At 62.1% G+C, this 20,520-nt stretch carries 23 protein-coding genes and 2 tRNA genes; 17 read left to right on the forward strand and 8 right to left on the reverse strand.

Annotation, left to right across the window (positions count from 1 at the left end):
* The first annotated feature begins 108 nt into the window (after window positions 1-108).
* Both EWF95_RS10860 and EWF95_RS10865 read left to right on the forward strand, forming a co-directional pair.
* Window positions 109-1,368, forward strand: a complete 1,260-nt coding sequence (locus EWF95_RS10860; RefSeq protein WP_142444100.1) for an MFS transporter — start codon at window positions 109-111, stop codon at window positions 1,366-1,368.
* 681 nt (window positions 1,369-2,049) lie between these two features.
* Window positions 2,050-2,790: an NAD(P)/FAD-dependent oxidoreductase gene (locus tag EWF95_RS10865; protein ID WP_142444316.1), complete on the forward strand. Its 741-nt coding sequence runs from the start codon at window positions 2,050-2,052 to the stop codon at window positions 2,788-2,790.
* A gap of 81 nt (window positions 2,791-2,871) precedes the next feature.
* Here the strand turns inward: EWF95_RS10865 and EWF95_RS10870 are convergent, their stop codons facing one another.
* Window positions 2,872-3,099, reverse strand: a complete 228-nt coding sequence (locus tag EWF95_RS10870) for a hypothetical protein (RefSeq protein WP_142444101.1) — start codon at window positions 3,097-3,099, stop codon at window positions 2,872-2,874.
* 249 nt (window positions 3,100-3,348) lie between these two features.
* Here EWF95_RS10870 and EWF95_RS10875 point away from each other — a divergent pair, with 249 nt between their 5' ends.
* Complete coding sequence (locus tag EWF95_RS10875) at window positions 3,349-3,774, forward strand: DUF6884 domain-containing protein (RefSeq protein ID WP_142444102.1); 426 nt, start codon at window positions 3,349-3,351, stop codon at window positions 3,772-3,774.
* Here EWF95_RS10875 and EWF95_RS10880 read toward each other — a convergent pair.
* The 3 genes from EWF95_RS10880 to EWF95_RS10890 form a co-directional block, all read right to left on the reverse strand.
* A complete protein-coding gene (locus tag EWF95_RS10880; RefSeq protein ID WP_142444103.1) occupies window positions 3,771-4,484 on the reverse strand; it encodes a hypothetical protein in 714 nt (237 codons plus the stop codon). The genes EWF95_RS10875 and EWF95_RS10880 overlap by 4 nt on opposite strands.
* Window positions 4,485-4,585: 101 nt before the next feature.
* Window positions 4,586-4,670 (reverse strand) — tRNA-Leu (locus EWF95_RS10885).
* Between the two features lie 129 nt (window positions 4,671-4,799).
* Window positions 4,800-5,804 carry a succinylglutamate desuccinylase/aspartoacylase family protein gene (locus tag EWF95_RS10890; protein ID WP_142444104.1) on the reverse strand — a complete coding sequence of 335 codons (1,005 nt, stop codon included), beginning with the start codon at window positions 5,802-5,804 and terminating at the stop codon, window positions 4,800-4,802.
* 93 nt (window positions 5,805-5,897) lie between these two features.
* Here EWF95_RS10890 and EWF95_RS10895 point away from each other — a divergent pair, with 93 nt between their 5' ends.
* Entirely contained in the window at window positions 5,898-7,235 is a 1,338-nt protein-coding gene (locus EWF95_RS10895; protein WP_142444105.1) for a putative ATP-dependent zinc protease, read from the forward strand.
* A gap of 58 nt (window positions 7,236-7,293) precedes the next feature.
* Here the strand turns inward: EWF95_RS10895 and EWF95_RS10900 are convergent, their stop codons facing one another.
* Window positions 7,294-8,016: an AMP-binding protein gene (locus EWF95_RS10900; protein ID WP_142444106.1), complete on the reverse strand. Its 723-nt coding sequence runs from the start codon at window positions 8,014-8,016 to the stop codon at window positions 7,294-7,296.
* Window positions 8,017-8,162: 146 nt separating this feature from the next.
* Here EWF95_RS10900 and EWF95_RS10905 point away from each other — a divergent pair, with 146 nt between their 5' ends.
* On the forward strand, window positions 8,163-8,408 hold the full coding sequence (locus EWF95_RS10905) for an LSM domain-containing protein (RefSeq protein ID WP_142444107.1): 246 nt from the start codon (window positions 8,163-8,165) through the stop codon (window positions 8,406-8,408).
* Entirely contained in the window at window positions 8,405-8,581 is a 177-nt protein-coding gene (locus EWF95_RS10910) for a 50S ribosomal protein L37e (RefSeq protein ID WP_142444108.1), read from the forward strand. The genes EWF95_RS10905 and EWF95_RS10910 overlap by 4 nt, the downstream gene beginning before the upstream one ends.
* A 174-nt stretch (window positions 8,582-8,755) precedes the next feature.
* Here EWF95_RS10910 and EWF95_RS10915 read toward each other — a convergent pair whose 3' ends face one another.
* Window positions 8,756-9,802 carry a hypothetical protein gene (locus EWF95_RS10915; RefSeq protein ID WP_142444109.1) on the reverse strand — a complete coding sequence of 349 codons (1,047 nt, stop codon included), beginning with the start codon at window positions 9,800-9,802 and terminating at the stop codon, window positions 8,756-8,758.
* Between the two features lie 113 nt (window positions 9,803-9,915).
* Between EWF95_RS10915 and EWF95_RS13610 the strand changes: the two genes are divergently transcribed.
* From EWF95_RS13610 to EWF95_RS10925, 3 genes are all read left to right on the forward strand, one after another.
* Complete coding sequence (locus EWF95_RS13610) at window positions 9,916-10,068, forward strand: hypothetical protein (RefSeq protein ID WP_185911773.1); 153 nt, start codon at window positions 9,916-9,918, stop codon at window positions 10,066-10,068.
* Between the two features lie 120 nt (window positions 10,069-10,188).
* Window positions 10,189-11,706: an amidophosphoribosyltransferase gene (gene purF / locus EWF95_RS10920; RefSeq protein ID WP_142444110.1), complete on the forward strand. Its 1,518-nt coding sequence runs from the start codon at window positions 10,189-10,191 to the stop codon at window positions 11,704-11,706.
* A gap of 53 nt (window positions 11,707-11,759) precedes the next feature.
* Window positions 11,760-12,209: a hypothetical protein gene (locus tag EWF95_RS10925; protein WP_142444111.1), complete on the forward strand. Its 450-nt coding sequence runs from the start codon at window positions 11,760-11,762 to the stop codon at window positions 12,207-12,209.
* A gap of 27 nt (window positions 12,210-12,236) precedes the next feature.
* On the opposite strand, the gene EWF95_RS10930 is transcribed toward EWF95_RS10925, so the two are convergent.
* Entirely contained in the window at window positions 12,237-12,794 is a 558-nt protein-coding gene (locus tag EWF95_RS10930; RefSeq protein WP_142444112.1) for a DUF420 domain-containing protein, read from the reverse strand.
* A 171-nt stretch (window positions 12,795-12,965) separates the two neighbouring features.
* On the opposite strand from EWF95_RS10930, the gene EWF95_RS10935 reads away from it, so the two are divergent.
* The 4 genes from EWF95_RS10935 (at window position 12,966) to EWF95_RS10950 (ending at window position 15,295) form a co-directional block, all read left to right on the forward strand.
* A tRNA-Leu gene (locus EWF95_RS10935) sits at window positions 12,966-13,050 on the forward strand.
* 134 nt (window positions 13,051-13,184) lie between these two features.
* The gene (locus tag EWF95_RS10940; RefSeq protein WP_142444113.1) at window positions 13,185-13,739 is read left to right on the forward strand and encodes a helix-turn-helix domain-containing protein; all 555 of its coding nucleotides are present in this window, start codon (window positions 13,185-13,187) and stop codon (window positions 13,737-13,739) included.
* Window positions 13,740-13,772: 33 nt separating this feature from the next.
* Complete coding sequence (locus tag EWF95_RS10945; RefSeq protein ID WP_142444114.1) at window positions 13,773-14,777, forward strand: AIR synthase family protein; 1,005 nt, start codon at window positions 13,773-13,775, stop codon at window positions 14,775-14,777.
* Window positions 14,774-15,295, forward strand: coding sequence for an HAD family hydrolase (locus tag EWF95_RS10950; RefSeq protein ID WP_142444115.1), 522 nt, complete (start codon window positions 14,774-14,776; stop codon window positions 15,293-15,295). The genes EWF95_RS10945 and EWF95_RS10950 overlap by 4 nt, the downstream gene beginning before the upstream one ends.
* A 2-nt stretch (window positions 15,296-15,297) precedes the next feature.
* Here EWF95_RS10950 and EWF95_RS13780 read toward each other — a convergent pair whose 3' ends face one another.
* Window positions 15,298-15,534 carry a DUF5822 domain-containing protein gene (locus EWF95_RS13780; protein ID WP_142444317.1) on the reverse strand — a complete coding sequence of 79 codons (237 nt, stop codon included), beginning with the start codon at window positions 15,532-15,534 and terminating at the stop codon, window positions 15,298-15,300.
* 179 nt (window positions 15,535-15,713) lie between these two features.
* Between EWF95_RS13780 and EWF95_RS10960 the strand changes: the two genes are divergently transcribed.
* The 4 genes from EWF95_RS10960 (at window position 15,714) to EWF95_RS10975 (ending at window position 20,487) form a co-directional block, all read left to right on the forward strand.
* Entirely contained in the window at window positions 15,714-16,568 is an 855-nt protein-coding gene (locus EWF95_RS10960) for a hypothetical protein (protein ID WP_142444116.1), read from the forward strand.
* Between the two features lie 380 nt (window positions 16,569-16,948).
* Window positions 16,949-17,755: a 3-methyl-2-oxobutanoate hydroxymethyltransferase gene (gene panB, locus EWF95_RS10965; RefSeq protein ID WP_142444117.1), complete on the forward strand. Its 807-nt coding sequence runs from the start codon at window positions 16,949-16,951 to the stop codon at window positions 17,753-17,755.
* A 213-nt stretch (window positions 17,756-17,968) separates the two neighbouring features.
* The gene (locus EWF95_RS10970; protein WP_142444118.1) at window positions 17,969-18,217 is read left to right on the forward strand and encodes a DUF7127 family protein; all 249 of its coding nucleotides are present in this window, start codon (window positions 17,969-17,971) and stop codon (window positions 18,215-18,217) included.
* Window positions 18,214-20,487: a CDC48 family AAA ATPase gene (locus EWF95_RS10975; RefSeq protein WP_142444119.1), complete on the forward strand. Its 2,274-nt coding sequence runs from the start codon at window positions 18,214-18,216 to the stop codon at window positions 20,485-20,487. Before EWF95_RS10970 ends, EWF95_RS10975 begins: the two co-directional genes overlap by 4 nt.
* Window positions 20,488-20,520 lie beyond the last annotated feature (33 nt).

Consider the following 20,520-nt stretch of genomic DNA (forward strand, 5'->3'; position numbering starts at 1 on the left):
CCTGAACCGGCGACGCGCCCAACAGCCATCTTCATGATCGACGGGTCAGTTGAGGATAGTAGATCCTCGTCAGTTGTCGGTGACGACGCGGGCTGGATTCAGTAACACATGAACGCCAACGATCGGGCGATCACCGGGTTCACGATGGCCGGCCACGCGATGGTGCATACCTACGAGTTGGCCGTCCCCATCTTGCTGACCGTCTGGCTGGTGGAGTTTTCGGTCACCTCGGCGACGCTCGGCAGCGTCGTCGCCGTCGGCTACGGCCTGTTCGGCGTCGGCGCGCTCCCCGGCGGGATACTGGTCGATCGCTTCGGCTCCCGGCGGCTGATCGTCGCCTGCCTCTTTGGGATGGGCGCGGCGTTCGTCCTGTTGGGCCTGCTGCCCGGCGTCGCCGGCATCGCCGTCGCCCTCGCGGTCTGGGGGCTGGCTGCCAGCGTCTACCACCCCGCCGGGTTGACGCTGATCAGCAAGGGAGCCGACCAGCGCGGGGCGGCCTTCGCCTACCACGGGATGGCCGCCAACGTCGGCATCGCCGGCGGGCCGTTTCTCACCGCATTGCTATTGGTCGTCGTCGAATGGCAGCTCGCGGTGGTGCTGCTCGCTGTTCCGGCGTTTGTCGCCGGGGTCGTCGGCCTGACCGTCGAGTTCGACGAAACCGCGGCGGTCGACGGCGACGATGGCGACGACGGCGACACGAAATCGCCGGATGTCGACTCGCTGGGAGAGTTCATCACCGCCTCGCGTGGCCTGTTCACCGCCGGCTTTCTCACCGTGTTCATCCTCGTGTTGTTCAACGGGCTGTACTACCGCGGGATGTTGACCTTTCTGCCGGGACTGCTGAGTGACTTCCTCGATCCCTTGTTGGCGGTCGATCCTGCGGCTATCATCGACCCCATTGCCGACACGCCGGCGGCCAGTGAGTTCGACCTCTCGCGGTACCTCTTCGCGGGGCTGCTGGCGGTCGGCGTTGCCGGCCAGTACGTCGGTGGGCGGTTGACCGACGCTATCGAGCCCGAGCGCGGGCTGGCGGGGATGTTGACCCTGCTCGTTGTAATCGCGTTGCTGTTCGTCCCCGCCTCGGGGTCGCTGCCGACGTTGCTGGCGGTGAGTGCCGCCCTCGGCTTCGCGCTGTTCGGCCTCCAGCCGCTGAGTCAGGCGACGATTGCAAAATACTCGCCGCCCGACTACCGTGGGCTGTCGTTCGGCTACACCTATCTTGCGATCTTCGGGATCGGCGCGCTCGGCGCGTCGCTGGCGGGGGCCGCGCTGACCTACGGCACCCAGACGACGGTGTTCCTGATGCTGGCGGCCTTCGAGGCGACCGCGCTGACGCTGGCGGTGTGGCTGATCGTTCGAGAAGAATAGCGACGAGCCATCGCTGGGGAGTATGATCGTGTCGCCATGGCGGAGCAGCGAGCACCGCCGAAATCGCCCGTCCGTCAGAGATGACGGGGAAGGCGTTACCAAACCAGTGTCAACGTTTGTTGACTGTCGAACCCGCCTGCCCGGAAAGGTGGCGGATTCCGCCTGCCCGGAAATGGTCAGACGGTATCAAAGATATCGGAGAGGATCATAATAAAGATAGCTCTGCGATTCTCAGATTCGGTAATTTGTGTCGGGGCAGCCAGGCAGGTCTCCTGGCCGACGATGAGAGAGCCAACTATGTCGGGGACGCATTATTATTCAGTTTGATATGCAGATCACTGCTTATTTATATTACAGATCGAAAGGAAGTGTTGTCGCCCCGTGTCAACGACGGCGACTGTCGAACACACCTGCCCGGAACAGGTCGGGAAGTCACACACTTCCCACTCTACGTCTTTTCGCCGACCGCACGTACCACGCCGCTGACCGCCGATTTGTCTCACCAGTAGCCGACGCTGCCACGGTTCGTATCGGGATCCAAGAAGCGGATGCCCGAGAATGGGTTCGTGCCGGACTTCGAGGCCACCGCCCGAGAGCGAGCGGTGTGGCTGTTCGTTCGTGACTCAGCCGGCACTGAAGAGCGAGGAGTATAACACCGCGGTCACGAAATCTTCGGCCAACATGACGACCGACTTCGACTGCGACGTGGTGATCGTCGGCGGTGGCCCCGCGGGCCTGTCGGCCGGGATCTTCACCGCCCGTGCCGAACTGGACACCCTGCTCGTCAACGACGGCGATCCGATCCTCCGGCGGAACGCCCATCTGGAGAACTACCCCGGGTTCCCGGCCGGCGTCAACAGCCACCGCCTGCTAGAACTCATGGGCGAGCAGGCCGACCGCGCCGGCTGCGACCGCCGGGAGGGCCGCGTCGTCGATCTCCGGGAGTCCGACGGCGGCTTCGTTGCTGAAACCGCCGAGGGCCGCACGCTCGCCGCGAGCAACGTCGTCGCCGCGACGAAGAACACGGTCGATTTTCTCACAGATATCGACGGCGTCGAGATCCTCGACCGCGGGAAGGCCTTCGTCGACACCGACGACCGCGGCCGGACGGGCGTGGCGGGGCTCTACGCCGCCGGTCGGCTGGCCGCCCAGCCGCATCAGGCGATCATCGTCGCCGGCCACGGTGCGACCGTCGGCGTGACGCTGATCGAGGATTCGGATGTCGATTTCTACCACGACTGGGTGACGCCGGAGGGCTACTTCACCGACCGCGGGCGGGAACTCCCGCCGGGCTGTGAGGAGATCGACGACGACGAACGCGAGGGGCGCGAAGCCGAGTCGGTGGCGGCCATGCAGGAGTGGTTCGCCGCGCCGCATCCCAGCGAGCCACAGCAGCACCCCAGCGTACGCGACGAGGAGTAAGCCGGTCACATCGCGTCGCCAGCGACCACCGCAGCCGATATCCCAGTCGACTACCGCAGCCGATCACCGCAGCCGACGACCTCAGCCGACCAGTTCGGCGGCGACGAGGACGATCCCCGGCGCGACCGTGAGCACGCCACCGCCGACGATCAGCAGGGCCGGCAGCACCAACAGGCCTGCATCGGTCAGCAGCCAGAGGCCGAAGCCGGCGATCACGGCGACGATACCGAGGAGGGTCAACAGCGCGACGATCACGCCGCCGAATCCGAAGTCGGCGGCTACGTCGACGATGTCGAGGACTTCGTCCATATCCGGGGGTGATCGCTTGGGCCACTTCAGCAGTGTGGCTCAGGGTTATCCATGGGTCGCTTCGAGCATCGTTTTTGTCTCCATCTCGAAGGCTACGATGCCGACGCCTCCGGCGAACTCGAAGATCAGGTGCAGGCTGCGCAGGCATGGAGAGTAGCGGCACAAAAGAACTAAAATTACGCTGAGGAGCGAGACATCTCTGACGAGCACACAACGTTTTCTATCTACCTTTCGAGGATTCTACCAGACATGGACATCGGGCTCGTGAGCTGTACTAAGAGCAAGCGCGACCGCGCAATGAAGCCTGCCGACCTCTACGAGGAGTCTGCGTTCTTCAGAAAAGCACGCAAGTACGTTGAATCGAATCACGATAGGTGGTACATTATTTCGGCGAAATATCACCTGCTTGACCCTGATGGATCACTTATTGAGCCGTACGACGAAACGCTGAGTGGTGCTTCCGTTGATAGGAAACGTAAGTGGTCACAAACCGTGTTCAGCCAGCTACGCCAAGCGGAACTGCTCACATCGGGTAACACACTGGTATTCCATGCTGGGCGCGACTACTACGACGAGCTACTCCCATTGCTTGAGGAGACGCCCGTACAGACAGAAATACCGACTGACGGACTCCGGTATGGGGAGACGTTAGCTTGGTACAACGACCGGATCTAAGCGAATCCCGGCATTCTATCGATGTAGCTCTCGAACGTTTCCAAGAACTCGGGCTGATAGTCTTCATCAACGTGGTTGATATTCCACAGTCCGGACTGCTTGATTTCCGTGACTGGACTATCGTGGCCTAACCAATCCTCTCGCCGTGGGTCGATTGCTTCTGTATCAACGTTGCTCACGAGGGCAATCATGTTTCGCTCAATATAGGCACGGTCGCTCTCTGAACTCGGTTCATCATCGACATCAACCCAGAGAAACGGCAATTCGCGGATGTATTCGCTTACCCGTCGCTCCAGATCCAGTTCTTCCATTCGCAACTCTCGGGCGGCACTTGATCCGACACCCCATTCAGGATACTCCTCTTCCAAATTGTCTCTCTCGATGATCGCTTCCCCGACTCGTTTCCTGAAAACGGATCCTCGGTGGTTACCACCACCCTCATAGCTCCCACGCTGTGCGCCTCGATGGGTTCGTAGCCGGTTCCACAGCGACGTGCTACTACCTTCGGAGACTGCGTGAGTACCGATGCGTGTCAATCGTGGCTGGTCAGTTTCGGATCGAGTTTCGTCCGGATGGAAAAAGAAGTAGATACCGCGATCAGGCCAGTTCATTCGACCGTCACAGTCGCCAAGCTTGCGCATGCCTCCGACTGTCGATTCTAAATCATCGAGCAGCGAATATACGGTGTCGAGATCGTTCTGTCTGGTCATATGCAATACCGCGCGAGACCGGATTTGAACCACGGTCACTCCGCGTCGCTCCGTTCCCTGCTTCAAATCCGCTCCTGCTCTTCGCTCACTGCGTTCGCTCATGCGCGGGACCGGATTTGAACCGGCGGACCCCTATGGGACAGCGTCCTAAGCGCTGCGCCTTTGGCCTAGCTCGGCAACCCGCGCGCTGTCAGGCGGCCCGTGCCGTCCGACAGCGGGACTAATCCGACCGAACAATAAAAACGCTCCTATCCCACCGACTGCGGCGACGCCCGCCAGCGGTTCCGCCGCGTTGCTGCCGACCGCCCTCCCAGCTCACCCGCGGTGGGATTCGATCACCCGCCGGGTTCGCTCGCTCAGCTCGACGAGATGACAGAGCGGATTACCGGGATAGACCACCGGATTCTCTAAGCTGCCGACGAGCAGGCCGGCAAACGGGGCTTCGATCGCGGTCGCGTCAGTTTTGAATGGGTTCGAGATCGTGGCGATCCGCTCGCCGTCGCCCACCACGTCGCCGCGGTTGGCGTGCATTTCGACGATCCCGCCCGCGTCGGCCCGAATCCACGTTTTGTCGGCAGTGCCGTCAACGACGGTTCGCCAGCCGGGCCACCCAACGGTCGCGGTCGGTTTCACGCCGAACTCCGCGAGGACGCTTTTCGTCCCCGCCAGCGCGCGGTCGATGAACTCGCGTTGAAACCGGTGGGCCTCGCCCATCTCGACGGTGATCGTCGGCACGCCCGCGTCGGTCGCCTCCCGGCGCAGCGTCCCCGAGGGCCCCTCGCCCGCGATGATCACGTTCGACGCGAACGCGTTGGCGACGCGGGCGACAGCGGACGCCTCCATGTCCGCCCGCACATGAAGCATGTTCGTCCGGCCCCGCGTCGACGTATGAAAATCGATCCCGAGATCGCAGGGTTCGATGAAGTTCCGGAAGATGCTGTCGGCCATCCGCTTGGCACTCGTGCTGTCGGGATCGCCGGGAAACGATCGGTTCAGATCGCGGTCATAGATCGGGAGATACCGCTGTTGGGCGATGAATCCCGGCACGTTCAACACCGGCAGACAGACCAGCGTCCCACAGAGATCGTCGTGATCCCACTCGTCGGAGACCTCCCGAACCACCTCAACGCCGTTGAGCTCGTCGCCGTGGCCGGCCGCCGAGAGGAAGACCGTCGGCCCCGGCTCGACGCCGTTGATGATCGTGACCGGCATCCGGACGGGATCGCCGAGATATGTTTCGGTGATCGTATACCGGAGGTGCTGGGTGTCCCCTGGCTCGACCCGTCCGCCGTTGAACGTGAACGGCTCAGCGTCCGACATTGCACGATCTGGGCGACGAGCGGCTATACATCTACCGCCGCCGAGACACCAGCCGCCCACAGTAACTAATAGATCCGCACCGAAAACTGCGGTATGCCAGCTGACTCCCCCGCTTCCCCCACCGTTGGCGTACTGGGACTCCACAGCAGCAAGGAAACCAAGGCGATCCTGAACGCTGTCGAGGCACTTGGCTACGATGCCGAGTGGCTCCGCCGTGAGAACACCGCGGTCTCGATCACCGACGGCGAGCTCACGGTCGAACCCGCGGTCGACGTGATCGCCAACCGACTGCTGTTGTCGACGAGCACGCATCCGGCCGACGACATCGGGCTCGCACGCCTCTTCGATCGGCTGTATCCGATGTTGAACCCGCCGGAGTCGGTGACGACAGCGATGCACAAGTTCGCCACCGCGACGGCCCTCGCCGACGCGGGGGTACCGGTGCCGGACGCCCTTCTCGCGCTGTCGAGCGATCGGCTCAACAGCGGCCGCGAGCGGTTCGGCGAGCAGGCGGTGTACAAAACCACAATCGGCACTCACGGCGGCGGTGCGTGGGTCGTCGATCTCGCCGAGCCGGTCAACCCCCGCGTCGGCGACCGGCAGGCGTTTCTCCAGCAGTATGTCGAACGCGACGGCCGCCCACGCGACACCCGCGTCTACATCGTCGACGGAAACCACATCGGCTCGATGCACCGCTACGCCCCGGACGGCGAGTGGCGGACAAACGTCTCGCTGGGTGGCGATGTCGAAGACGCGACCGACAGTCTCCCACAACAGGCAGTCGATATCGCCCGCCGGGCGGTCGACGTGGTCGGCCTCGACTACGCCGGTGTCGACCTTATCGACGCCGACGGCGAGTGGGAGGTTCTCGAAATCAACCCGACCGCGGGCTTCCGCGGGCTGTTCAAAGCGACCGGGCGGAGCCCGGCACCCTTCATCGCCAAACTCGCTATCGAGCGTGGCGGCGGCAGCGTCGACCCCGATCGGGTTGCTGAACTCGCCGAGACGCTCGATGACTCCAGGCCGGCCTGTCTGCCGAAACAACGATCAACACCCCCGACCGAGCCCGCGGTCATCGGCTACATCGAGGAGGTCGTCGTCAGCGGGACGCGCGGCTCCCAAAAGGTCTTAGCGAAATCCGACACCGGCGCGACGCGGACGAGCATCGATACCCACCTCGCAACCGAGATCGGTTCCGGCCCGATCAAGGATATCATCACGGTTCGGTCGGGCAGCCTCAAACAGGGGAAATCCCGCCCGGTCGTCGATATCGTTGTCGGCGTTGGCGGCACCCAACACACGGTCACCGCGAGCGTCGAAGACCGGAGCCATATGGAGTTCCCGCTGCTGCTCGGCCGGGATATCCTCGAACACTACCACGTCGACGTAACCCGGCGCGTCGATTCAGCCGACGACGGCGACGAGGAGTGAGGCTCCCGCTACACGAACTACCCGCGTCACAGGGCGACGAATCGACCGCGACCGACGCTTACAACCCCACCGAATCGGCCGCAACTGTCACCGATTCCCGCGCGGTCGCGCCCGCAGCGACGAGTGCGGCATCGGCCTCGACAGCCATCTCTGACGGTCCGACCAGGATCGCCGTCGCCTCCGCGGCCAGCGCGGCGACGAGGCCGACGATGGCGGCGGGCGTCGACAGCGACACCCGGATCGCCAGCCGCGAGTCGCCATCGAGCCCGAGCGCGTCGACGACATCGTTGGCTGCGGCAAGCAACTCGCGGTGGCTGTAGCCCTCGCTGTCGGCGAGCAACACGGTCGAATCGGGATCGACCGGAGTTTCGGGAAAACCGGGGTTTTCGCTCCAGACTTCCTGCTCCCAGTGGGTCGTTGCCGGCGATTCGGGCGCGCCGCCGTAGACGGCCAGCTTCGTCGCGCCCGCAGTGTCGTAGTCGGCCTCGTGTTCGACAGCGACCAGCCGCACCCGCGCGTCGGCCGTCGGATCGAACGTCGTCTGCGCGCCGAGTTGGGCCGCGCCGAGAAACGCGAGAAACGGTTCGGGAGCCGGCGTCGCCTCGATGGCGACGGTTGCCGACGCCCGAACGCCGAGAAACCGCAGGACGTTGCCGGATTTGTACGCGTTCGTGAACAGATCGTGATAGCTCATCTCGCGGTCGCTGGCCGGGACGACCAGCGCGGGTTGCTCGCGGCGTCGATCCCGCGGCAACAGATCGCCGACAACAGACGCCTCCATACGCGTTGTTGGCCGGGCGGCGGCAAAGCCCCATTGCTTCCTCGGCGGCGACCGGGCAGCAGCGACAGGAATCGAGCCGCGGCACCACAGCCAAAACCACGCCGTGTTCCGGTACGTTTAAGACCAAAACACAACCCTGTTCGGGTATGAGTGGACGACCCCTCGATGTGCTTGAGGCGTCACTGGAGGATGCCGTAACCGTCAGGCTGAAAGACGGGACGGCGTTCACCGGCACGCTGGCTGGTTACGACCAACATATGAACGTCGTGCTGGATCCACCGGCCGGCCTCGACGACGACATCGACGAGGGCGGCGTCGACGAGATCGCCGTCGAGGCGGTCGAAGACACAACCATTATACGCGGCGACAACGTCGTTTCGATCAATCTATGACCGGTGCAGGAACCCCGACTCAAGGCAAGAAGAACACCACGACACACGTCAAATGCCGCCGCTGCGGCGAGAAGTCCTACCACAGCAAAAAGAAGGTCTGCTCCTCGTGTGGCTTCGGCAAATCAGCCAAACGACGCGACTACGCCTGGCAGTCGAAATCCGGCGACAACTAAGCGGCCACGGTTTTTCGATTTCTCTGGCCATACAATTCAGTAAGGAGTGGGATCGCTGATTCACCGGATGAAGGATATATTTTTTGTCGTTCTTGGTCGAATGTTGAGACACGGGAATCACAGACGTAGGCGAGGATGCGGCCCATATTTTTCCAATCACACAATATTCAACCTCTATATTATGAAATATAGGTAAAATATACTCAGAAGGGTGAAAACAAATATTATGATCGCCGAATTGATAATCTCGATGACTAATTTATGAATCCTTGGGTTTATTTTATTTTCAAAATACTCGTAATTCACTACCATAACCAGGTCTATCATCAAAAGTATTTGATTTCGGAACCTGAATTTGTTTATATTATTCCATTTGAGTAGTGATCTGGTGGCATCATAGTTGATTTTTCTTAAGTGTCGAAATGAAGATAAAAACAACAAAATGCCTATTATGTAAAATAATACTCCTAAATCCTGCAAATTTAACAACGCTTCAACATTTACAGGAGTAAATTCATTGGCTACATCTACCATAGTATCTAAAAATTGTCTTACTCCATCAGTTAAACCAACAAATGACTCGACATTTGGCGAATTTTCTAAAAATTTAAACACTATATCAGCTGATATTGGCAACAATTTGCCAAAAATCAAAAACAATCCACCGACTACAAGATAGACTCCCGAATAGTACCAGAGGACGACGTGTTTTTTCCTAATTTGCTTATAGTTAAAACTATATTCATTATTTACTCTGAATAGCCAAAATTCATATCTGTCATCATTATATTGAGAGTCTATTGATAGTGCATCTCCTACTTTCTGGATAACATACCATATGAGAGACCCTATAGAAAAAATAAAATATAAACTAGTTATCCCCCAAACCAACATAGAACCCAAGAAAAATAGTCCAATAATAACTAATACTGGTAGAAATAGTTGACTTGTTGTATCAATTTTTGATAAGTCTTCGAGGAATACAATTACTATTGCTAATATAAAAGCTATGAACAAAGGTACTAAGATTATTCTCAGCAATCTCCCTGTATTATTACTGAATGATCGAAACTTTACTAATAGGTTCTCGGATCCATCATCTATAGTATTTTGTAATTCATCATCTATAGTACCAATCTGTTTAGGTATATTATTAGATAACAGAATGGCGAAACGTTCTACGAATGTATCAGATGATTGCGCTGAATCCTTTTCCTTCATATTTATTTGTGGAATATAATAACAGAATTGTCTCCTTGACCTCTCCTAATTGTTAATATAACTTCACGTCAATTAATTATTTCTGTTTAATGGTTGATTATATGATGTATGCGATGACTTTCTCAATCGACTCCGAGACAATGGAGACGACCTCGGCCGCGCGGTCGTGGAACGTCTCCGAGGTGACACAGCTTTCGATCGCCGACAACGCTATCGATGACGGTCGAATCAGCTACGTCTCGCTTGTCGCCGAGCGCGGCGAGTGAGTCGATAGAATCGGCCGACAGGCCGGCAGGTATTCACGTTCGTGTATAGATGGGGTCGGAGACAGCGTCGAGACGACACAAACACGAGGCTTTTTAGAGAACCACGACAGTAACACTGGTATGGAATCCGGCCGGGATTCGACATCCCAGTCTCTCGACGAGCTCACCGAGAAATGCGGCGTCGTCGGGATCGCACTGGAGGATCGACCCGTCGCACGACCGCTGTATTACTCGCTGTACGCGCTCCAACACCGCGGCCAGGAGTCCGCCGGCATCGTCACCCACGACGGCTTCCAGCAGCACAGCCACGTCGAGATGGGCCTCGTCGGCGACGCCTTCGACGAGAGCGACCTCAACTCCCTGAACGGCACGACCGGCATCGGCCACGTCCGCTACCCGACCGAGGGCAGCATCAACGCCTGCTGTGCCCAGCCGTTCTCCGTCTCATTTAAATCCGGCTCGCTCGGCCTCTCGCACAACGGCAACCTCGTCAACGCCGACGAGATCCGCGACGAACTCGCCAATCTCGGCCACGCATTCACCTCCGACGGCGACACCGAGGTCATCGCCCACGACATCGCGCGCAACCTCCTCGATGAGGATCTGATCCAGGCGGTCAAGCACACGATGGAACGCCTGCATGGCTCGTACTCGCTGACGATCATGCACGACGAGTCGGTGCTTGGCGTCCGCGACCCACAGGGCAACCGCCCGCTCTGTATCGGCCGCCTCGATGACGGCTACGTCTTGGCGTCGGAATCGACCGTCATCGACACCCTCGGTGGGGAGCTGATCCGGGATGTGCGGCCGGGCGAACTCGTCGTACTCGACAGCGACGGCACGGGGTATGACTCCTATCAGCTCGTCGACAACGACACCACGGCCCACTGCTTTTTCGAACACGTCTATTTTGCTCGGCCCGACTCGAAAATCGATGGCAGTCTCGTCTATGAGGTTCGGCGAGAACTCGGCCGGAAGCTCTGGGAGGAAAGCGGCATCGAGAGCGATGTCGTCCTCCCGGTGCCGGACTCCGGGCGCGCCTTCGCCTCCGGCTACGCTGACGCCGCCAGCGAGACGACCGCCGATGGCGAGGCCCGCGCCGAGGACGACACCGGCGTCCGCTTCGCCGAGGGGCTGATGAAAAACCGCTATGTCGGCCGGACGTTTATCATGCCAACCCAAGACGAGCGCGAGCGCGCCGTCCGCCTGAAGCTCAACCCGATCAAATCCACCATCGAGGGCAAAACTGTCACCATCATCGACGACTCGATCGTTCGCGGGACGACCTCGAATCAGCTGGTCGACCTGCTGAAGGATGCCGGCGCGGAGGAAGTTCACATGCGCGTCGGCTCCCCGCCGATCGTCGCCCCCTGTTATATGGGGATCAACATGGCGACCCGCGAGGAGCTGATCGCCGCCGACAAATCCGTCGAGGAGATTCGCGAGGAGATCAACGCCGACAGCCTCGCCTATCTCTCGATCGATGCCATTGCGGAAAGCCTCGACAGCCAGCAGCTCGACCTCTGTTTGGGCTGTGTGACCGGCGAATACCCCTACGATATCGATGGCGAAACGACCGACCGGGAGGTCAATCGCCCGGTCATCGGCGGGCCGGAAGCGTTCGCGGCCGACGACTGAGCAACGCGGGTATCGACCGACAGTTTTTGTGGCTGCCGTGATATCGATCGGTGATGACCGCCCTCCCCGATCGCACGACCGTCGTGAGCGAGCTGTTTCGTGCCGGCGTCGTCGGCGCGGCACTCCTCGCGCTCGGCGAATCGATGGCGATGGCTGCTGGGACGGCAGCCGGCTTTCTCGCGCTTCGGGCTCTCGGCGACGCGATCCAGCGGGTGGTCGGCGACTACGCCGATCACGTGTTGCTTGGCGGGGCGATACTGGTCGGCGTCGCGTTGCTCGCTCGAAGCGGAATTGGCGTTTCGTGGGTTGTCGGCGGCGCGCTTGTCGGCGGCTGGCTGCTCGTCGATGGGGTTCAGCAGCTTCGCTACGGGCGGACGCGCGATCAGTCGGTGGCCCCGCTTGTCGCCGACGGCAACGGGCCGATCCGGGGGTTCCTCAGAGCACTCCTCGGGCGGCTGCTCGCGCCGATCACCCTGAGCAGGACAGCCGATGTCAGTCGGTAGGTGGGCAGTCGGTAGGTGGAACGAAAATCAGTACACCACGTACAGCATCGCGTAGACGACAATCCCGAGACTAAACGAGATCAGCCAGAGGACGGCCGCGATCTGGCCGACACTCCGGTGGCGACTGGTGTAGATATCCTCGATCGGCCGGGTCACAGCCAACAGGATCACGTAGATCAACAGCGGGACACAGATGATCGCCAGCAGGATGTGAACCCCGAGGATCGGGAAGTAGACGAACTGCTCGATCGTTGCCGGCCCCGGGAAGGCGGTCGGGCCCTCCAGGCTGACCCGATAGAGATAGAAGACGAGGAAGGCGACAAAGAGCCCAAACGAGGCCAACATGTAGTTGCGGTGGCTGTCGACCGCGTTGCGGCGGATCGCCCGCCAGCCGGCGATGATCGTCCCGATCGCGGTGAGGCTGATAGCGACGTTGAGCTCCGGGATCACCGCGATCAGCCCATCGATCCGGGGGATGAGTTGGGTGGGGATCACGCCACCGACAGCGGCGAAGACTGCCCCGAGAGCGAGGACAGAGAACACGGCGGTCAGCAACGGCACGTTGTCGCGGGCCTGCAGTTGCATACCCCCGCGTTTGGGAGCGACGATCAAAACCGTTTGTTTGTCTGTCGCCACCCTGGACAAATCGAGTGTCGGCACCGGGGTCACGCCGGCGGGGCTGCCCCCGAAAAGAAAGGGCTTTTATTCAACCCCGGTAAACAACCGACTGCGCGAAAGCGTACAAAACACCCGCGAGCGTGGGTAGCCAAGCTAGGCCAACGGCGCAGCGTTGAGGGCGCTGTCCTGTAGAGGTCCGAGAGTTCAAATCTCTTCCCACGCATCGCAGGCGGTTCAGCCGCCACGATGTGGTGTTGTCTCTACGACAGCACCCACGCATCATTCTCCCGACGTACCCACCGACGACCAACAGGACGCGCGTGAAGAGTTAAACCATCGACGGCCCAACCGGGAAACATGGCGAAATATTCGACCGGCGACAGCGGTGGCGGTGGTGACGGCGACAGCTGCGAGCTGTGTGGCACCGCCAGCAACCGCCTCAGCAAGGCCAACGTCGAAGGCGCGGTGCTGTTAGTCTGTCCGGACTGCGCGCCCCACGACGACAACCGGAAAACGACGAGCGACGAGAGCGGAAGCTCCGGGGGCAGTTCCAGCGGCTCAAGCGGCTCCAGCGGCGGGAGCAGCGACGGCCCGGAGGATCGCAAGAAACGCGCCGCACAGCGACAAGCCGAGGTGTACGACGCCGCCAAAGGCGACTCGACGCACTGGGAAAAGGAGGGCACCAACTACGAGGGCGACCGCCTTCCGTATCTCGTCGCCGACTACGGGGAGCGTGTCACCGAAGCCAGAGAGGACGCCGGCCACAGCATCGCCGACCTCGCCGCCGAACTCGACGTGGACGAAGCTGATCTCGAAGCCATCGAGGACGGCCGCGCCACCCGGGCCGGCGTCGGCGGCTCGGTCGTCCGCGCGCTCGAAGAGGAGTTCGACATCGACCTCGTTGATGAGTAGTCCGCCGATGCCGCCGCGTCCCACCACCGCACGATGATCGGCAAGCTCGACCCCGATACGCTCGGGCGCGTCCTCGACCGCACAGGCGCGTCGAGCGCGGATCTGCTGACCGGCGCGGCCTACGGCGAGGACGCCGCCGCCATCGACCTCGGCGACGGCGAAACCCTCGTCGTGAGTAGCGATCCGATCTCGCTGGCAGCCGACCGCGCCGGGACGCTCGGCGTCTACGTCGCCTGCAACGATGTGGCAGCCTCGGGTGCTGACCCGGAGTTCCTGACGAACGTCATCTTTCTCCCCGAGGAAAACGACGAGACGCTGGCGACGCTGACCGAGCAACTGGACGCCGCGGCCGACGCTCTCGGCGTCACCATCGTCGGCGGCCACACCGAGTACGTGCCCGCGCTTGAGCGGCCACTCCTGAGCCTGACGGCTTTCGGTCGAACCGATCACCACGTCCCGACCGGCGGTGCGCAGCCAGGTGACAAACTCCTGCTCACGAAGGGTGCGGCCATCGAGGGTACCGGCATCCTCGCCACCGATTTCGCCGACGATGCCCGCGAGGCCGGCGTCGATCAGGCGACGCTCGACCGCGCGACCGACTTTTTCGAGGAGATCAGCATTCATCCGGAGGCAACGCACCTGCGATCGGCGGCGACCGCGATGCACGATCCCACTGAGGGCGGGGTCGTCACCGGCTGTGTCGAGTTGGCAGCAGCCTCCGGTGTCGACCTCGTTGTCGACAGCGAGTCGATCCCGATCCGGCCCGAGACAGCCGCGATCTGTGAGGCGATGGGTGTCGATCCGCTCCGGATCTTCGGCTCGGGGGCGTTGCTGGCGACGGTGCCGCCGGCAGCCGTTGATACAGCCCTCGATGCGCTCGCTGGGGCTGGGATCGACGCGGCAGTCATCGGCGAGGTGCGGGAGTCGAGCAACGAGGATGGCGACGACAGCAACGACGGCGCGTTGGTGCTGGACGGCGAGCGGATCACCACGGCCCCCACCGATCAGCTCTATCCGCTCTGGGAGGCCGACGCGTGACCGACGAGTACGCCGGCGTCGTCTACGATCTCGATGGGACGCTGGTGACGCTCGCTGTCAACTGGGACGCCGTCGCCACCGACGTGATTCAGGTCTACGAGGACAGCGGGATCGACGCCACTGGCGCGGGGCTGTGGTCGCTGCTGGAAGCCGCCGCGGAGCATGGGATCGCCGACGACGTTGAAGCAGCGATCAGCCGCCACGAACGGGAGGGTGCGCGCCGCTCCCGCCGCTGTGGACTGGCTGACGAACTCACCGAGCAAACCGTGCCGGTCGGCGTCTGCTCGCTCAACTGTGAGGCCGCCTGCCAGATCGCGCTGGAAACCCACGGTCTCGCTGACGACGTTGACGCGGTCGTCGGCCGCGACTCGGTAGCGACACACAAACCCGATCCCGAGCCGTTGTTGGCGACGCTTGAGGCCCTCGGTGTCGACCCCGAAAACGCGCTCTTCGTCGGCGATTCGCCGCGGGATAAGGAGACCGCCGACCGCGCCGGTGTCGCCTTCGAATACGTCTAAGATTACTCGTCGTCAGTCGCTGTCGACTCCGGTTGTTCGGGCTGCTCGCCGCCGTCTGACGCCTCGCGTTTGTACTTCGCGTAGAGATAGGCGGCGATGTTTGTCGTCAGCCAGATCGGCGCGCCGACCCGGATCGCAAAGTTGGCGCGCGCTCCCCATGTCGAGAGCTCGACGGTCGTCGACAGCAGCGCGACCAGCGGCGCGCCGACGAGGATCGTCACGACGAAGGTGACCTGCATCACCCAGCCGAAATCGACGCCGTCGGGGTTGGTTTTGGCTACGGGATCGGCCACACCCGGAGGTTCGGTGCGGCCGGCTAAGAGGTGACGGTTCGGTCCGGCGCGGCCGCCGTTCGGCCGGCGGCAACGCCGATGTGAACGACCCTGGACGTTTTGGGGCCGCTCACCCTCCATGCGGTATGCGCCGTCGTCAGGCTCTTGCTACCGGTGCTGCGTTTCTCTCGCTTCCGCTTGCCGGCTGCGCCCATCCGGAGGTCATCCTCACGATGGACGCAGCGACAGCCGACGATATCGCCGATCGGGTGTCGCTCCACCCCGATTCCAGCGCCGAGGAGTACACCGTCACCGCCGCAGCCGTCGACAACGGCTCGACCACCCGCCGGGGCCGGTACGAACTGTTCGACCGCACCAGCACGGTTCGGCTCAATAACAGTTTCTACGAGCTGAACGAGACGCGACTGAGCAGCAGCGAAGTAACGGTTTACGAGGTGCTTCTCGATCTGAACCCGGAGGATACGACAGCCGAACTCGGTACCATCGCCTACGAGGAGCTCCCCGAGACGGATCGCCGCCGGCTCGACAGGATTCTCTCGGAGGACCCGCCAACGAGCGACGGCTACGATGTCGGCGTCAGCTACGGGAGTGCGGCCGAAGTCGGCGACGACTCGGTGTTCGTCCCCGAGCGACAGTACGATATATTGGTCTACGAGGGCGACCGCTACCGCGTCGCCGTCGACTCACGCACGGCACCGGAAGCCGAGTACCGATATACGGCGACCGAGGTCGCCCCGACGGTCGAGGCCTTCGCCGACCAGGTACGCGAGCAGTACCTGTTCACGCTTTCGGGGCTCTCGAACCCCGAGCGCGAGGTCGTCGAAGAAGCCATCGAGGGCGGTTACTACGAGGACAGCGACGCCTTCCAGTCGATTCTCGATCGGATTCGGAGCCACGAGGGGATCGATGTCGACGATTTCTACGGGATGTGGCTGCTCGTATACGAGGGCGAGGAGTACATCACCTACGTTGAGTGGTAGCCGCCGCTATGAGCGATGACAAGAGGGCCAGACAAGGGAGTCGACCAGACGACCAACCGAACTCCTGGCGGCCTGCGAAAATCGAAGATTTTCGGGCAACCAGAAGACGACGTCTTCTGATAGACTGAAAGGGCGAGGCGGGCGTGGCGGCGTCGCCGCCACGTTTTCGGCGGCCGGCAACGCCGGCCGCCCACTCGGCGAACCCGGACGACGCAAGCACTGCAGGAGTGAGCACCGCGAACGACGAGGAGCGCAGCGAGCCGTGGGAGTCGAGAGAGCCGAGGGCTTTCTACACCTATTCATCTCCATCGATTACCTATCTGAATACTACGTCGTTGTGGGACACAGCCGATTTACCGACGGAGCGACGACACTGAGATATGACCACGACGCGCGGCCTGCGGGAACAGGCCGATCCGATCACGATGCTGACGGCCTACGACGCCCAGACCGCCCGGCTGATCGACGACTGCGGGATCGACATCCTGCTGGTCGGCGACAGCATGGGCACCGAGGCGTTGGGCTACGATTCGACGCTGCCGGTCACCGTCGAGGAGGTCGAAAGCCGCACGGCCGCCGTCGCCCGCGGGAGCGACGACGCCCTTGTCGTCGCCGACATGCCCTTCCTTTCAGTTGGTGTCGACGAGAGCGAAACCGTCCGCAACGCCGGCCGCATGCTGAAGGAGGCCGGCGCGGACGCGGTCAAACTCGAAAGCGGCCCCCACACCGTCGAGCTGACCGAACGGCTCACCCAGCTCGGCATCCCCGTGATGGCACACCTCGGACTAACACCCCAACATGTCAACCAACTCGGCGGCTACACCCGCCAGGGGACGACCGAGGCGGCCGCCGAGGAGATTCTGTCGCTCGCCCGCGCACACGAGGAGGCCGGCGCGTTCGCGCTTGTCTTGGAACACGTTCCGGCCAACCTCGCGGCCCAGGTGACCGACGATCTCGATATTCCGACCATCGGGATCGGTGCCGGCGGCGACTGCGACGGACAGGTGTTGGTCATCAGCGACGTACTCGGGCTCAGCGAGGACGCCCCGCCGTTCGCCGAGCAGTTCGGGGACGTGCGGGCAGCGATGACGGACGCGATCGAGGAGTACAGAGACGCTGTCGAATCCGGCTCGTTCCCGGCCGAGGAACACAGCCACACCGAACCCGGCCTCGACGACCTCGACTGAGCTATCTCACATTTTGGGCGCAGGCCACCACCTCTCACCTTCCACCACTTCCCACCTCCTACCAGCTCCCACCCACCACCGTACAGCGTGTGAATAGCCCACCACCATACAGCGTGTGAACCGCAACACTACCGGTAGTCTACCGCATACTGCTGTCTTGCGATTAGCAGGCAAAGGTTTATATAGAAGCGCATCTATTCATGTAATAGAGTGATGAATAATACCCAGTTAGCAGACCGTGACGATCGGTTGCTCCGAGAGTACGACTACGAGACCGAGTGGGTACTCGCCGCCGACCTCCCTGTCGATGACGACAGCGTGCAGTACGACACGATCGGCGACACCCTGATCCTCGTAATCGACAACGACGGGCAGGTCTCCGAGACCGAACTCGACCTTCCCGGCTCCGACGCGGACGTAACGGTAAACAACGGTGTGCTCACCGTGCAGGTGGACAAATGAAACTAACAGTCAAACCAATCAAACAGAAGGACGCCGGCCGCCGACTGGCCGCGATCGACCGTGTGGCAGCCGACGAACTCGACCTTTCGGGCGGGGATTTCATCCGTCTTGAAAGCGATGACGGCACCGCGATCGCCCGGGTATGGCCGGGCTACCCCGAGGATGACGGCACCGGTGTCGTCCGGATCGATGGTCGCCTCCGCAGCGAGGCCGGCATCGGCATCGACGACACCGTCGCCGTCGAGAAGGCTGACATCCAGCCGGCCGACCGGATCACGATCGCCTTGCCCCAACGGCTCGGCATCCGGGGCAACATCGACTCGCTGATCCGCCGTGAGCTCGGCGGCCAGCCGGTTACCCAGGGCCAAAGCGTCCGGCTTCCGCTGGGCTTTGGCTTCATGGGCGGCCAATCGCAGGCCGTCCCGCTGAAGATCGCCTCGACGACGCCGTCGGGCACCGTCGTCATCACCGATGACACGGCCGTCGAGATCGCCGAACAGCCAGCCGAGCAGATCGCCGACGCGCCGCCGGCAGCCGCCGAGGGATCGGCGGAGGCACCAAACGTCGCCTACGAGGACATCGGCGGGCTCGACGAGGAACTCGAACAGGTTCGAGAGATGATCGAGTTGCCGATGCGACACCCCGAGCTGTTCAAACGCCTCGGCATCGACCCGCCGAAGGGCGTCCTGCTGCACGGGCCGCCGGGCACCGGCAAGACCCTGATCGCCAAGGCCGTCGCCAACGAGATCGACGCCTCGTTCCACACGGTCTCCGGGCCGGAGATCATGTCGAAATACTACGGCGAAAGCGAAGAGCAGCTCCGTGAAGTCTTCGAGGAGGCCTCCGAGGAGGCCCCCGCGATCATCTTCATGGACGAGCTTGACTCCATCGCGCCAAAACGCGAGGAGGCTGGCGGCGACGTGGAACGCCGCGTCGTGGCCCAACTCCTGAGCCTGATGGATGGGCTCGAAGACCGCGGTGAGGTCGTCGTCATCGGCGCGACCAACCGTGTCGACGCCATCGACCCCGCCCTGCGCCGCGGTGGTCGCTTCGATCGGGAGATCGAGATCGGCGTCCCGGATCGAGAGGGCCGCAAGGAGATCCTTCAGGTGCACACCCGCACCATGCCGCTCGACGAGAAGATCGATCTCGACGTGTACGCCGAGAACACCCACGGCTTCGTCGGGGCCGACCTCGAAAGCCTCGCCAAGGAGGCTGCGATGAACGCACTCCGGCGGATCCGCCCGCGGCTCGATCTCGAAAGCGACGAGATCGATGCCGATATCCTCGAATCAATCGAGGTGTTGGAATCCGATCTGAAGGCCGCGCTCAAGGGTATCGAGCCGAGCGCGCTCCGTGAGGTCTTCGTCGAAGTCCCCGACGTGACCTGGGAGGACGTTGGTGGCCTCGAAGACACCAAAGAGCGGCTCCGGGAGACGATCCAGTGGCCGCTTGAGTACCCCGAGGTCTTCGAGGAGCTCGATATGGCCGCCGCAAAAGGCGTCATGCTGTACGGCCCGCCAGGCACCGGGAAAACGCTGCTCGCCAAGGCCGTCGCCAACGAGGCCGAATCGAACTTCATCTCGATCAAAGGCCCCGAACTGCTCAACAAGTTCGTCGGCGAGTCGGAGAAAGGCGTCCGCGAGGTCTTCAGCAAGGCTCGGGAGAACGCCCCAACCGTGGTGTTCTTCGATGAGATCGACTCGATCGCCTCCGAACGCGGCCAAAACTCCGGTGACTCCGGCGTCGGCGAGCGCATGGTCAGCCAGCTGCTGACCGAACTCGATGGGCTGGAATCGCTGGAAGATGTGGTCGTCATCGCCACCTCGAACCGCCCCGACCTGATCGACTCCGCGCTGCTGCGGCCCGGTCGACTGGATCGCCACGTCCACGTACCGGTGCCCGACGAGGATGCCCGCCGGAAGATCTTCGCCGTCCACACGGCCGAAAAGCCGCTGGCCGACGATGTCGATCTCGACCAGCTGGCTCGCAAAACCGATGGCTACGTCGGCGCGGATATCGAAGCCGTCTGCCGTGAGGCCTCGATGGCCGCCAGCCGGGAGTTCATCGGCAGCGTCAGCCGCGAAGAGGTTGGCGAATCCGTCGGCAACGTCCGGGTGACGATGGAACACTTCGAGCACGCCCTCGACGAGGTTCAGCCCAGCGTCACCGAGGAGACGAAACGCCACTACGAGGAGATCGAACGCAACTTCAACCGCAGCGAGGTCGACGACGCTGACGATCCGGTCGTCGGCGAAGCGTTCCAGTAATCCCCTCGCGCGGTTTCAGTTATCCCTGCTAAT

The sequence above is a fragment of the Halonotius roseus genome (assembly GCF_006861655.1).
Classification (GTDB): Archaea; Halobacteriota; Halobacteria; order Halobacteriales; family Haloferacaceae; genus Halonotius; species Halonotius roseus.

What these genes read in the sequence shown, in the direction of transcription:
- EWF95_RS10860 (WP_142444100.1), top strand. Translation starts at nt 109, where the DNA reads ATGAACGCCAACGATCGGGCGATCACCGGGTTCACGATGGCCGGCCAC.
- EWF95_RS10865 (WP_142444316.1), top strand. Translation starts at nt 2,050, where the DNA reads ATGACGACCGACTTCGACTGCGACGTGGTGATCGTCGGCGGTGGCCCC.
- EWF95_RS10870 (WP_142444101.1), bottom strand. Translation starts at nt 3,099, where the DNA reads ATGGACGAAGTCCTCGACATCGTCGACGTAGCCGCCGACTTCGGATTC.
- EWF95_RS10875 (WP_142444102.1), top strand. Translation starts at nt 3,349, where the DNA reads ATGGACATCGGGCTCGTGAGCTGTACTAAGAGCAAGCGCGACCGCGCA.
- EWF95_RS10880 (WP_142444103.1), bottom strand. Translation starts at nt 4,484, where the DNA reads ATGACCAGACAGAACGATCTCGACACCGTATATTCGCTGCTCGATGAT.
- EWF95_RS10890 (WP_142444104.1), bottom strand. Translation starts at nt 5,804, where the DNA reads ATGTCGGACGCTGAGCCGTTCACGTTCAACGGCGGACGGGTCGAGCCA.
- EWF95_RS10895 (WP_142444105.1), top strand. Translation starts at nt 5,898, where the DNA reads ATGCCAGCTGACTCCCCCGCTTCCCCCACCGTTGGCGTACTGGGACTC.
- EWF95_RS10900 (WP_142444106.1), bottom strand. Translation starts at nt 8,016, where the DNA reads ATGGAGGCGTCTGTTGTCGGCGATCTGTTGCCGCGGGATCGACGCCGC.
- EWF95_RS10905 (WP_142444107.1), top strand. Translation starts at nt 8,163, where the DNA reads ATGAGTGGACGACCCCTCGATGTGCTTGAGGCGTCACTGGAGGATGCC.
- EWF95_RS10910 (WP_142444108.1), top strand. Translation starts at nt 8,405, where the DNA reads ATGACCGGTGCAGGAACCCCGACTCAAGGCAAGAAGAACACCACGACA.
- EWF95_RS10915 (WP_142444109.1), bottom strand. Translation starts at nt 9,802, where the DNA reads ATGAAGGAAAAGGATTCAGCGCAATCATCTGATACATTCGTAGAACGT.
- EWF95_RS13610 (WP_185911773.1), top strand. Translation starts at nt 9,916, where the DNA reads ATGACTTTCTCAATCGACTCCGAGACAATGGAGACGACCTCGGCCGCG.
- purF (WP_142444110.1), top strand. Translation starts at nt 10,189, where the DNA reads ATGGAATCCGGCCGGGATTCGACATCCCAGTCTCTCGACGAGCTCACC.
- EWF95_RS10925 (WP_142444111.1), top strand. Translation starts at nt 11,760, where the DNA reads ATGACCGCCCTCCCCGATCGCACGACCGTCGTGAGCGAGCTGTTTCGT.
- EWF95_RS10930 (WP_142444112.1), bottom strand. Translation starts at nt 12,794, where the DNA reads ATGCAACTGCAGGCCCGCGACAACGTGCCGTTGCTGACCGCCGTGTTC.
- EWF95_RS10940 (WP_142444113.1), top strand. Translation starts at nt 13,185, where the DNA reads ATGGCGAAATATTCGACCGGCGACAGCGGTGGCGGTGGTGACGGCGAC.
- EWF95_RS10945 (WP_142444114.1), top strand. Translation starts at nt 13,773, where the DNA reads ATGATCGGCAAGCTCGACCCCGATACGCTCGGGCGCGTCCTCGACCGC.
- EWF95_RS13780 (WP_142444317.1), bottom strand. Translation starts at nt 15,534, where the DNA reads ATGCAGGTCACCTTCGTCGTGACGATCCTCGTCGGCGCGCCGCTGGTC.
- EWF95_RS10960 (WP_142444116.1), top strand. Translation starts at nt 15,714, where the DNA reads ATGCGCCGTCGTCAGGCTCTTGCTACCGGTGCTGCGTTTCTCTCGCTT.
- panB (WP_142444117.1), top strand. Translation starts at nt 16,949, where the DNA reads ATGACCACGACGCGCGGCCTGCGGGAACAGGCCGATCCGATCACGATG.
- EWF95_RS10970 (WP_142444118.1), top strand. Translation starts at nt 17,969, where the DNA reads ATGAATAATACCCAGTTAGCAGACCGTGACGATCGGTTGCTCCGAGAG.
- EWF95_RS10975 (WP_142444119.1), top strand. Translation starts at nt 18,214, where the DNA reads ATGAAACTAACAGTCAAACCAATCAAACAGAAGGACGCCGGCCGCCGA.